Annotated in this window: 8 protein-coding genes and 1 pseudogene; 5 read left to right on the forward strand and 4 right to left on the reverse strand. The window is 35.8% G+C overall.

Annotation, left to right across the window (positions count from 1 at the left end):
- Positions 1-194 precede the first annotated feature (194 nt).
- Positions 195-1430 (forward strand): IS110 family transposase, encoded by a 1236-nt coding sequence (locus ACJROX_RS26680; RefSeq protein WP_408008218.1) that lies wholly within the window; start codon positions 195-197, stop codon positions 1428-1430.
- Positions 1431-1804: 374 nt separating this feature from the next.
- Complete coding sequence (locus tag ACJROX_RS26685) at positions 1805-2611, forward strand: DUF4362 domain-containing protein (protein WP_408008219.1); 807 nt, start codon at positions 1805-1807, stop codon at positions 2609-2611.
- Between the two features lie 161 nt (positions 2612-2772).
- Here ACJROX_RS26685 and ACJROX_RS26690 read toward each other — a convergent pair whose 3' ends face one another.
- Entirely contained in the window at positions 2773-3267 is a 495-nt protein-coding gene (locus ACJROX_RS26690) for a DinB family protein (RefSeq protein ID WP_408008220.1), read from the reverse strand.
- A gap of 1293 nt (positions 3268-4560) precedes the next feature.
- Positions 4561-5463: a LysR family transcriptional regulator gene (locus ACJROX_RS26695; protein ID WP_408008221.1), complete on the reverse strand. Its 903-nt coding sequence runs from the start codon at positions 5461-5463 to the stop codon at positions 4561-4563.
- Positions 5464-5607: 144 nt separating this feature from the next.
- Between ACJROX_RS26695 and ACJROX_RS26700 the strand changes: the two genes are divergently transcribed.
- From ACJROX_RS26700 to ACJROX_RS26710, 3 genes and pseudogenes are all read left to right on the forward strand, one after another.
- A complete protein-coding gene (locus ACJROX_RS26700; protein WP_408008222.1) occupies positions 5608-6084 on the forward strand; it encodes a DinB family protein in 477 nt (158 codons plus the stop codon).
- 654 nt (positions 6085-6738) lie between these two features.
- Complete coding sequence (locus ACJROX_RS26705) at positions 6739-7122, forward strand: nuclear transport factor 2 family protein (RefSeq protein ID WP_408008223.1); 384 nt, start codon at positions 6739-6741, stop codon at positions 7120-7122.
- 785 nt (positions 7123-7907) lie between these two features.
- A pseudogene (locus ACJROX_RS26710) lies at positions 7908-8473 on the forward strand (recombinase family protein); the annotation flags it as partial.
- Positions 8474-8847: 374 nt separating this feature from the next.
- Here the strand turns inward: ACJROX_RS26710 and ACJROX_RS26715 are convergent.
- A complete protein-coding gene (locus tag ACJROX_RS26715) occupies positions 8848-9735 on the reverse strand; it encodes an ROK family protein (RefSeq protein WP_408008224.1) in 888 nt (295 codons plus the stop codon).
- 12 nt (positions 9736-9747) lie between these two features.
- On the reverse strand, positions 9748-12180 hold the full coding sequence (locus tag ACJROX_RS26720; protein ID WP_408008225.1) for a glycosyl hydrolase: 2433 nt from the start codon (positions 12178-12180) through the stop codon (positions 9748-9750).
- Positions 12181-12399 lie beyond the last annotated feature (219 nt).

A 12399-nucleotide genomic window follows, 5' to 3' on the forward strand; every position in this document is an offset into this window, starting at 1 on the left:
ATTATAACAGTAGCCAGGGTAGAACGTAAGCGCCCGTGGGACTTAGATCCCGTCTGTTAAACCGTTCACCCCCTACTGGTAGAAACATGTTTAAGGCTGGTTGGGACCTAGATCTCGTATAACAAGCGAAGCTATGATACTACTAGGAGGAAATAGGGGCTACTGGCAAGTTCAATTTGAGGAGGAGATTGAGAATGAATCCAGTCGTTGGTCTGGATGTTTCAAAAGGAGAAAGTGAAGTTCAGGCTTTTTTAGATAAGGGAAAACCTTACGGTAAAAGTTTTAGTATCAAACATGATCTTGATGGGCTAGCATTATTACTTGAGTTTCTGGAGGGCATAAAAGATAAAACTGGTATTCAACCTTCGGTTGTTTTAGAAGCTACTGGACATTATCATACACCAGTTGTTCAGTTTCTAGATGAACATCAATATTTATTAATAATCGTTAATCCATTAATCTCTCACAGAGCCAAAAGTTCTAGTTTACGAAAAGTTAAAACCGATGCCATTGATGCCTTTCGTCTTTGTGAGCTTTATTACAAAGAGGATTTAGAGCCATATAAGAAACGCGGAATTCAACTCTTAAACCTTCGTAATCTCACAAGGCAACATGAGAATATGACAGGAATATATGTTCAAAACAAGCTGCAATTTCAAGCAGTACTAGATCAAATATTTCCTGAATACAGAGGGGTTTTTGGTGACTTATATTCGGTTGTGTCTCTGCTTATTTTAAAAGAATTCCCAGCATCAGAAGATATTTTAGCTGTTAGTGAAGATACTTTGGCAAATAAAATCAAGGAATTCTGTAAAAGTCGCTCAAAGAAATGGGCAGAAGAAAAAGCTCAAGATCTTAAGAGAGCAGCAGCACGGAATCCATTTCAAAAGACACTATATCAGAGTCATTTACTGAGTCTTGGTATGTATATTCATATGCTTCTTCAATACAAAGAGCATCTATCAGAGTTGGAGGCTGAGATAGATACTCTCGCAAAGGAAATTGAAGAATATAAGATTATCCAATCTATCCCTGGTATCGGAGAAAAAATCGCTGCCACGATCATTTCTGAAATTGGTGAGATAGATCGGTTTAATCACCCAAAAAAGCTTGTCGCATTCGCTGGAGTTGATCCAGAAGTGTTTGAATCAGGAAAATTTAAAGCTACTCTCGTTCGGATTACAAAACGTGGATCAAGTAGGTTGCGGCACGCCTTATATATGGCAGTTCGATCTGGTATTCGTGACTGTCGTAAACAGAAAACAACGGATGAAATCATCCCTAGAAACAAAAGATTAAGAGCGTTTTACGATAAGAAGCGTGAGGAAGGCAAACTTTATAAAGTAGCCGTTATTGCTTGTGTAAATAAGCTCTTACATTGGATTTATGCCATATTAAAAAACAGAACCACTTTCCAAGATATAGCCTAATTAAGATTTCCAACTAAATAAGACAAAACCTTCCAATCATTAGTTAGTGGAAGGTTATTTAGCATGCGTATTTTTAGTATACCATGGCTAAATTTTATTTTTCATTGAAAAATGTTGACAAACTATTAGCTGGTTTAATGGAATATCGTTTTATAAATATCTGATCTTTAAATAAAAAACGAAACCTTTCACAAACAGTGATTTTTCTTAGAATTCCAAAATATTATTCGTTTAAAGTACCTAGTATATAAAGAAACAGTATTATTATGTAATCGCCAACTTTGTAGAATAAACATTTAACATATGATTAAAATTAATCCTATAACTTTGGAAATTTAAGGTTTAAAAATATTTTGTCGAGGTACCATATAATGATGAAAATACTTGGAAACATAATAATTATTTTAAGTTTTGTTTATTGTTCATTCTTTGTATCAATGCAACCAGCAGTTGCCATAACGAAAAATACAATTCATGAAGTTAGTGAGAATGAAATCAATCTAATCGTTAACAAAATGGAAAATAGTTTAAAGGAATTTGAAGTTGTAAATACTATATCACCCATGTATACTGGGACATTAATTGAATTTATTATTTCGACATCAATACAGGGAAATGATGAAGATGATAAGGAATTAGCTGAAGAGATTAAAGAAAAAGCAAATAATATATATAAGATAAAAGGCGGTAAGATGCGATCTCGCTTTAAGTATCACTTTATATATGTAAATAATACAAATGGCGATAACTTAATAAAGAGACCAGTCGATAAATCTCTTGAAAAAGAGATCAGAAATTTCGGGAAAAAGCTTACAAACAAAGTTCCGAAAAACTATACCAAAAAGGATGCAATCGAAAATGGTGATATTCTATTTGGAAAAGACAGAACCCCTAAACAAAACAGAAAACTAAAGAAGTTCAAACAAAACGTAGCAAATGATAAACCCGACTTTATACGATTTGTGCAATTTACCACCTTAGGAGATCCTATTATTACAGAATATCAATTTAATGGGAAACTCATCTATTATCGTTACGATAGCACAAGAGATCGAACCAAAATACATCGTCGCGGGGAAGAGCGATCAGCAGTACAAGATGATTATTGTAAAGTGTTAGTCCCTGATCCAAAAATGCCCTACATTACCGAATGTTACAAAAACAATGCTTTCGAGTTTTAATCATTACGTGATAAAAGTAAAGGCGTGTTCCTAATTCACAAAGAATACACCAACTTATTCTATTGAACTGACCAACACTTGAATAAAGGAAAAGCTGAAGAAAGTTGATCTTCAGCTCTCGCGCCCTATAATGGAATAACTGTAAAGCTAATGAAGTTTTTTTAAAAGCTGCGTTTCCCTGCCCAAGCTCCTTGCATTTTACTTAGGGATACAATTTGCCCAATATGATATGCGTCGTGCATTGCTAAACTCTTCAGTTCAAGCACTAATGAATTATCTTCTCCTGGGATCTGTCTATACAAATCTTCATGTTCTGATTTTGCTAGTATTTTTCCAAGTTCACGATGAACATAAAAGTATTCTTGTTTTGTTTCCTTCCAATTTTCTAACGTCTCAGTTGGTAATCGAAATGTAGATTCATTATTTTCTGCCTGTGGTTCATTCGCTGTTTCACCAAGAAATCGCATCAGAAATCTCTTTTCATAGAAAAGTAAATGACAAACTAATTCCCAAATGGAATTCATTGCCCCATCAGCTGGTTTCCAAATTGCCTGTTCAAAAGTAATATCCTCTAGCACTTTTTCAAGTGGTGGAAACCAGTCTTCTTCATCTAAGCAGCTTGCCCATTGTTGTAACAAAAGTGTCTTTACATCCATTTTCTATTCCCTCCAATTTAATCCCTTTAATAGATAATCCCTTTAATAGATAATCCCTTTGGTCAAAATTCATTTGCGGCGTGTTGTTCTGGCATAACTTACAATTTCAAGATGAACCATCTAATTACCTTCCTTACTCATACGAATAGGTAAAGGTTTGAAGTTATCGCCCCTTTTTCCCCTCGTTTACAACGTACATGAAACTTTCATCTCATACGGCGTGCCAACTAATCCAATTCAATTTGACCATTAACACTTTTGAGTTCGTGATACTCACTGTGTTTCAATTCTTCCGTTTCAATAAGTCGGTGCCTCCCGTAGGAGGTGAACCTCTTTTAGTCTTACGAGAACCTTATTAGCCGATAAAGAACTGCCTTACATGATTAAATAAAACTTCATTAGTCTAGTGGCTATCCCTCCATGTTGATTAGACACTTCGACAGTACTGTGCCACCACTTTTACTAATATAAAGATGAGTTATATAATAGCTATTCTCACTATTATTTTCCTCATCAACGCTTCGTTGGGAGTAAGCCCTCCACGTTATCAGCTTACAACGTTGAATTATATCTATTATAGAATGAACTTAGGTGCTTCCTGTAAGCCTGTTAGCCGTTCATATGCCTGTAACACATCATGGACTTTCATAATTGTGAGTCTTACTTATCCACTGCTAACCTCACATTAGGTGATATACACATTTCTATGTATCGCCAGTCTAGACCCGTACATTAAGAAGTTCGTCAGCTTAACCTTTTACTTTAGGTTCTTTTGCATTCTCACCCTATTCATTCAACTCAAGCATCATGATTTACACCACCCCCGCGGGTAGGCTTTCGTCAGCCGAACTGATACGGTAAATTCTTACGCCTTTTTGCCGAGCTTATAACACTATTATTCTTACTAAATCAAGTGCTATTCGACGCAGAGAGCCCTTCAAGACGTTACTCTATCATTTAACTTTTTGACATAATCCTTCAATTCAAGAAATTCTCTAACTTTTATCTGGGTAATGTGACCATTCCCAAGTTAGGTTAGAAACGTTTCGCACCACAATCTGGCCCTTTTCATGAAGAAAGACACTTTCAGAAAAGCGCCCTTTTCTTGAATAATCCTGTTAAGAAAAATATAAGCGAAAAACCCCTAATATGTGTACGTTAAGCCGTAGATATCGGGGGTTTTTGTATTATCTAAATCCATGCGAAATAATGCAATCATATAGACAGTAGTAATGAGACAGTAGTATTGGCATTTAAAGTAGTTTTTAATTGATTTCCTATTCGAGACGGTAGTTAAGAAGTCAGTGCATTCTTTTTGGCGGTTTGAATGTATTCCCTGACTGCTTGTATAAACGTCCGTGCAGCAAATCCTAAGTATTTATCAGTCCGATATATAAGACAAATATCCTGACCTGGTGTGGGATTCGTTATTCTGATCGTTTGAATGTTTTTATTATGAAGATTTTCAAGTAACAGTCTAGGCAGAACAGTTACTCCAATTCCCTTTTCAACCATGGTAATCAATGATGATAAGGTCGTTGTTTCAATTTTCGGTTTCATTCGGAATCCTAATTCTTGACAATAAAGCTCAATTAATTTGCGGCACTGATGATCAGGTGGAAACATCACTGTCTTCATCTCTTGTAAATCGTTAAGTTGTATGGCCCTTTTCTTTACAAGTGGCGCTTCTTTGGCAACCGCTAAAGAAAACTCTTCATAAAAAAGAGGTATTTGTACTATTCTTTCATCCGGGTTAGGGGATGTCGTCACACCAATATCAATCATTCCTTCAATGACTTGTTCGGCGACTTTCATTGTTTCGACTAATGATAAGGAAACATTCGGGTAGGTACTGTGAAAATCTAAAAGCAATGAATTGAACATAAGGTCAGCATCTCCGGGTAAGATCCCAATGGTGAGAGAACCGCCTTTAATTTGTTTCAGTTCCGAAATGCTTTCCTGAGCTTGCTTCAAATGTGAAAAAATATGCTTGCTCTGTTCATATAACAGATTTCCGGCTTCTGTTATGGTGATCCGTTTGCCGATGCGATTAAAGAGGGGGACACCCAACTCACTTTCTAGTAACTTGATTTGCTGGCTCAGGTTCGGTTGAGAAACCATGATTTTCTCTGCTGCTCTTGAAAAATGAAGTTCCTCGCAGATGACCATGAAGTATTCCAACTGCCGCAATTCCATGTTAACACCCCTTCCAAATATTTTCATAATTATAACTTATCATAATCATAAGAAACACTGCATTGATAAACTCCTGGGGGCTAGATATACTTGCGTTGTAATCGGTTATTTGAATTTTTCAAAAAATGAATGGAGGTTTTTATGATGTCAAATGCATTGTTAAGTACGGCTATATCTGTTCGCCAAATGGTTATTCAACAGGTTCAATCGATTCCTGAGGAGCTATTTGACGTTCAACCCCATCAATTCAACAATACGATTAGATGGAATGTCGGACATATTGCCTTCACCAATGAGTACTATCTTTCATTAGGTTTACCGATTAATTCCAGACTTCCAGATAACTACGCACAATTATTTAACATAGGAACGCAGCCATCTGATTGGGGTTCCATACGTCCGACCAAAGAAGAACTTATTGAAAACCTATCAAGGCAGCTTTCTAATTTTTCCGATATACCTTCTAACACATTTGATCAACAAATGGATCCACCTATTGAAGTGGGACCACTGAAATTCGAAACGTTTGGAAAGGTATTCAACTTTGCCACCGTTCATGAAACGATGCATTTTACAACCATTTCATGTCTTTTAAAAGTACTGCAATATCAAAAAGTGTAGGGAGGTAAACAATATGCCATACTTTGAAGCCCATGGTGATACACGCCTCTTCTATAAAGATTGGGGCAACGGTAAACTCAGCACAGCTCGTACTGAATAATCAGTTTATCGTGTATGAAAACGGTCCGTATGGTTAGTACATGACCCCTGCTGACCGTCTCAAAAAGGATCTACTGACATTCATTGATGGAAAGTTCCATAAGACCTATACTAGGAACATATCAAGCGTCTCTCATTGCAAAGGAGAACATCAACATGTCTGAAATGAAATGATTATCAACACGGCAAAAACCGTACGTCAAGTGCTACTACAGCAGGTGCAGGCCATCCCTGAGGAACTGTTCGACATTCCACCTGGTTCTTATAACAACAGGATTCGCTAGAACGTTCGGGACATGACCGCTGCAATTGGGACCGCTCACCTTTAATCGGGCGGGCGAGTTGCTCAACTTTGGATTGATCCATGAAGGGATGGTAACCTGTGGTTCTTACTTAAGGTCATTCAAGGTAAGCATTAAACCAGTGGCGAAGAGGAACCTTAACTAAACAAGTCGGAGTCATTAGCATGCCCATTGCTAGTATAAATCTTGAATAAAAGATTTTAAGTTTAAATGATACAGTAGAGTGTAAATAGTTGAAGGAGGCTATGAATTTATGAAAAAACAGCAAGCCGATATAACGAAGGTATCGGAAGGATCCACCCAGAATCGGAGCCATCAGGCTTTTCAATCCTTTCGCCGTGCTATTGAAGAAGGCCAAACGGCAGATTTTCTTGCACTAGTCACAGATGACTTCCATTTTTACGTTCCACTTCCTCTCGAAGATTGGAAATTGGTACAGCACGGTAAACAGCGATTCGAGGAACTGATTCGCTTTGAACGTGAAGTACTGCAAGTCCGTCTAACTCCTTTAGTAGAGCTTGAGGATACGAATTATGGAATGGTAGTGTTCCGGGCAGAAGGAATATTAAACAATAATCCTTACAACAATGAACTCGCCATTGTCTTAGAGAATTTTTTTTCAAATCAATGCGAATGACCCTCTTATTCTTGGAAAATACCCTTTAATAGTGAAACAAATTGTAGAAGAATACCTATCTATTCGTCGATCCACTTGGGGTAGCATCAGGAAAATGCGGATTTACAACGTTAAGCAAATTTTCAAGACGATTACCCCATATACAAATATAGTTATCATAAAGTGAATTTGCGCGAACTATAAAAAAATTTCCTTGTTAGGAGAGAGTGAAAGAATGAAAAAGCCTCCAAACTCATGAAACGGACGCTATTTCATGTTTATTTATCAGAATTCTTTCTAAAAGCTATAACAGTCAGAATCAATGCAATTAACACCAGAATATAAACGGGAATCATTGATAAGTGATAGACTGAACCAGGATCACCAGGTTGAAACCCTGTGTTTATTTCTATGTAGTTCCAATGAAAACTTACAGGGTTATCAGCCTCTATGGAAAACTCGGGAAGATACAACACTCTTTGTAACCTGAAAAACCATATAAACTAAACTGACCAGAAGCAATAAAACCGCTATTAACATCTTTTTCATATTTAGTCAACAACCTTATGTTTTCGATAAATTCTACCACAATCTATCGTATTCTACCACCAGATGAAGTACCAATAAATTTTCCTTCGTATTTAGTTTTTACTCCAGCAATGATATTCTGAGGTGCTGCGTAACCTGAAGTATAACTACGAATTGACGGACCATTAGATATTGAATCCTCTATTTTATCTGATACTACAGAAGAATGATAGTTAGGGGTGTCCCATAAGACTTGTTCCAAAATAGAAGGTGAAAAAATGAGGAAAATTGGTTATATACGAGTTAGTTCTGCTGATCAAAATCCTGCAAGGCAGTTTCAGCAGCTTAATGAGATAGGAATGGACATCATTTTTGAAGAAAAATTGTCCGGAGCGACACAAGATCGACCAGAGTTACAAAAATTGTTGGAATCACTTCATAAAGGTGACATCATATTTGTTACAGACCTTACTCGAATCACTAGCAGTACGAGAGATTTATTTGAATTAGTGGATTACATAAAACAAAAGAAGGCGAACTTAAAGTCCTTGAAAGACACTTGGTTAGATTTATCGGAAGATAATCCATATAGTCAATTTTTAATGACGGTCATGGGTGGAGTCAATCAATTAGAACGGACTTGATTCGTATGCGCCAACGTGAAGGAATTGATTTAGCTAAAAAGGAAGGGAAATATCGTGGAAGAGTAAAGAAGTATCACACAAAACATGCAGGGATTAACCATGCGATAAAACTTTATCGAGAAGGTCAAATGACTGTAAAACAAATTTGCGAAATAACGAATATCTCTAGGTCAGCTTTGTATAGGAAATTTTCAGAACTATTATGGGTATTTACATTTAATTCCATTTACATGACGTTTTTTGGATTTATCTCGGACTTACCCCTTTTATGGCGGACAGCAGGTATACTATCCTCTAAAAAACCTATTCTATTTTCACTTATTACCAATCCGTCCCATTCTCTGAACGGAAATAGAATAGGGATGAAATTTTCCTAAACTATAGTATAGAAAAAAGCTTTTTTTCATTGGCCTCTACCTCCCCCTGTCCCTTGATGTGAACGACCCCTTTTCTCATTCTACCAAGTAAGGGGGGGCGTTCACTATCTTCCGTGCAAAGAAAGTTTTCTAAGAATATATGGTTCTCTTTAATTTAACATAACATTCTGAGTAAACACTTTCCTAGCGATGGAACATCATGAATATTTCTTTAGTTCAATTAACAATCCTTGCATCGTGTACAGTGAACTGTCAACTAAAGATTCAATGTCAATATTCCTATTTTCCTTTTGAAGAGATTCCAAAAAGTATTTTCCACTTTTGGCTATCTGTCCACCAAACACAATTCTCTCAGGTTGAAATAATGTTATAAAGGGAGTTATCGCACTATTAACGATTTCTCCAAATTTATCAAATACCTCTAGAGCCTTTCGATCTCCAGCTTTACTCGCTTGAAACAGTTCTGACCCGTCTAAGTAGCCCTTCAATTTCATTTCATCAACAATTCTCATTAATCCACGAGCAGATAAATAGTCATCAATAACACCATCCTTAAAAGGAACATTATAAATCCATCCATTCTTTGGAATCCCATTTTCATTAGAAATTTTTCCATTTTCCATAAATGCTGAACCACACCCTGTACCTAATGTAATACACAATATTTTCTCTCCAAGTTGCACGGAATCAAAGTGTGCAACACCATAACCAAATAGCGTTGCATCATTTCCGAAAATAATAGGTATATTTTTTTTAAATTCCCCCTCTTTTTGGATAACTTCCTGCAAAAGTTTTTTAAATGGTAATTTGTATAATTGATCAAATTTCCCTAAGTTTTGCATATATGAGATACCATTTTCATAATCAAATGGACCTGGAAAAGCCATCCCAATACCAATAATGTCTAATTTACTTTTTTTGTTCAAACGTTGAATGATTGAGACAAAGTTATTCACAATATTTCCTGCTGATTCATTGGCTTGGGTATCAAAGGTATCACGAAAAACAGGTATCCCATCATAGTTCAATACTGCTGTTTTAATGTTTGTACCACCTACATCCATTACTATGTAACCCTGCTCCATCGATTAGACCTCCTATTTTATGCGAATTCCAATAAGACCTTGATTTAATTCCTTGCAATTTTTTAATGCCTGATCTGGGGAAAGTGATTGATGTTGTAATTTCAATATATATCTAAATTCGTAAAAACCCGATAGATCAACTTTGAAGTTAGTTTCCCAAAAATTATTCATTACCCATGAATATAAAGGTTGATGTTGCAATTCTTCTTTCTTATCTGAAAGTACAATTGAATGGCTCTCAAGATTTCCAAGCGTAACCAATGGAACATCTGTCAATGCAATTTGTAGTGCCTTATTATCAGAAATAAATACTAAACCGTCCTGTAATAAGTAAAATTCTGTATTTGAATATGGCAACTGATCAACACCTGGACGAATAACACAACCAGATTTCTCAAACCATAACTCTTCTGTCTCATTTGTTGAAAATGGCAATGATAGATAGAGATTTTCCGGATTCCAACTAGATGTTTTATGAATACGAATACTAAAGTCTATCTTTGGTAACTTATAATAAGCTTTTAAATGTACTTCATACATTTCCGTTCCCTCTAATTCAAAAGCAATCGCTATGCTTACAAACAAATCCCCGTCCATTATTTTACTTATGTTTTTCACTTTAGACACAAATCGTTCTGTTGAAGGTGCTTTTCTATTTCTTCCCATTACACGTCTCTCATTACAAGGGTCTGTTTGAATAAGAGTTCGTTCATAGATTCCAGAAAAAGCTTCATGTCTATGTTTTGAATTTAATAATGATTTTTGATCTACCTTATCAACAATATCCTCTATACCTTTTTCTTCACTCATTTTAATGGTAAAATACTGCGTATTGATTTCATACACGCTACTGCTGAATGATTTTCTATCTTTACTTAAAACAACGTCATCTATACCTTCCGCACCTATAGAAGCACTTCTTATTGGTGTTACTATTTCCAATTGCTTTTTACGTTTCATCATAAGTGTTTTTTCTTCTTTTGCTTCTAATTCAACAAGTACTTCTACATCAATTCCTCTAGCAATGACAATTGATTGAGATGGATACACATTTCCTTCTTGATCCACTACTTCAATTTCCTTATCAAAGTTTTTTGGTTCTACACGTTTCCCATCAATATTTTCCCAGAAATCAACAAATAATTTAACAGTATCTATTTTCTTCTCATCATGCGGATTAATAACTTTATATTCTTGTAGATGTTTAGATGAAATTGAGACTTCTCCTTTTTGTGCTAACAAATGATCCAAATTTTTTGCTGCAGCAACAGCACCTTGTATTGAGTGACTCGTTTTACGTAACTCTAAATCATTTACAAGTGTTGCCCACGGTTCTGAAATAGAAGAAGAATACCCCCAAGTGTGTTCAGCGTATAATAATAACTGATCTTTAGCTTCTTTTTTCCAATCTTCATGTTGTTTGATAGTTTCATTAGAAAGCTTGTTTGCTAATTGATAATTTCGTTGCCCTTCTCGGAAACTCTTTACAGCAGACATTGTAGAACCAATACCATCCGCCCACCAATCATTCCAATCTCCACGGTATGTTGGAATATCTGTAGCTTCTTTTTTCAAGAGGGTGAAAAATTCATCTAAAGTGACCATTTTTGCAGGTGCTAAATCACCATATTTTTCATTCCAAGAATGAATAAATTCCATAATTCCCCCATTCGGAGGTGCATTATCCGTAATGGTACCCGAAATCATAAATGGGATAAAGGAAAATTCATAATCTTCTTTTTCTAGTTGTTCTAAATAACGAAATACCCTTGTTTCAGCCACCTTCATTTCATCTGTATGAGCGAAGCCCTCTACATCGTCTCCTCTAAATGTATAGGTGGTTCCTGCACCTGGTGCAAAGCAAAGTTCATTTCCTGTATGATAGTGCTCGCCTATCCAAGTTAATATTTTATTTCCATTTGGCGATTCCCAGTAAAAAGCAGTTTGTTTTTTATTAAGAGGATACATCCCATGATGTGTATGAATACATGAAAATAAGTTTTCAACTCCGTTATTAAAAAGAGCATCAACATACCCCCAAGCGTATCCGTTAATATCAGCTGTCATCGCAGATATAGGTCTCTTACCAAACGAAGATACATTATCGATGCCAAGGCCAATCTTATCTATTAAAATATCAATATCAAGTAATTCTGTCATATTGAGATAATTGGCAGAAATATCTATATACCCTTTTTCAACAAAATATTTAAATTCTTCTTTTTCTTGCTCTGAAGCATTTTGTAAAAATTGTTCCACCTGCCATGTATTTTCACAAACCCAACGAAATCCTTCCCACTCTGGTTTGATTCCTTTTTCAATTTTGTTACAAATTTCAATTGCTTGTTTAATAAAGTCAACATGATAACGAGCAATTTTTTCCTGTCTTTCTGTATAGCCAATATCTGTGTGAGAATGATGAATAAATAACAATTCCTTTTTCATAGCTATCTCCCCTCCATTATCATATAGGGGTACCGCCACCATTTTGGAAAAAAACCACGTTAAGCAAATTTCGACTGAAATGCTATGGCTTTTACCCCGTTAAGGATCATTTAATACAACACAACATCATTTGTGTTGCATTAGAACCTAAAAGCATCAATGAAAACGGCTGCTAATGCAACACAACTTACTGAAATGACTTACTTTGACATACAACAC

It is taken from the genome of Pseudalkalibacillus sp. A8 (assembly GCF_045920555.1).
Taxonomy (GTDB): domain Bacteria; phylum Bacillota; class Bacilli; order Bacillales; family Fictibacillaceae; genus Pseudalkalibacillus.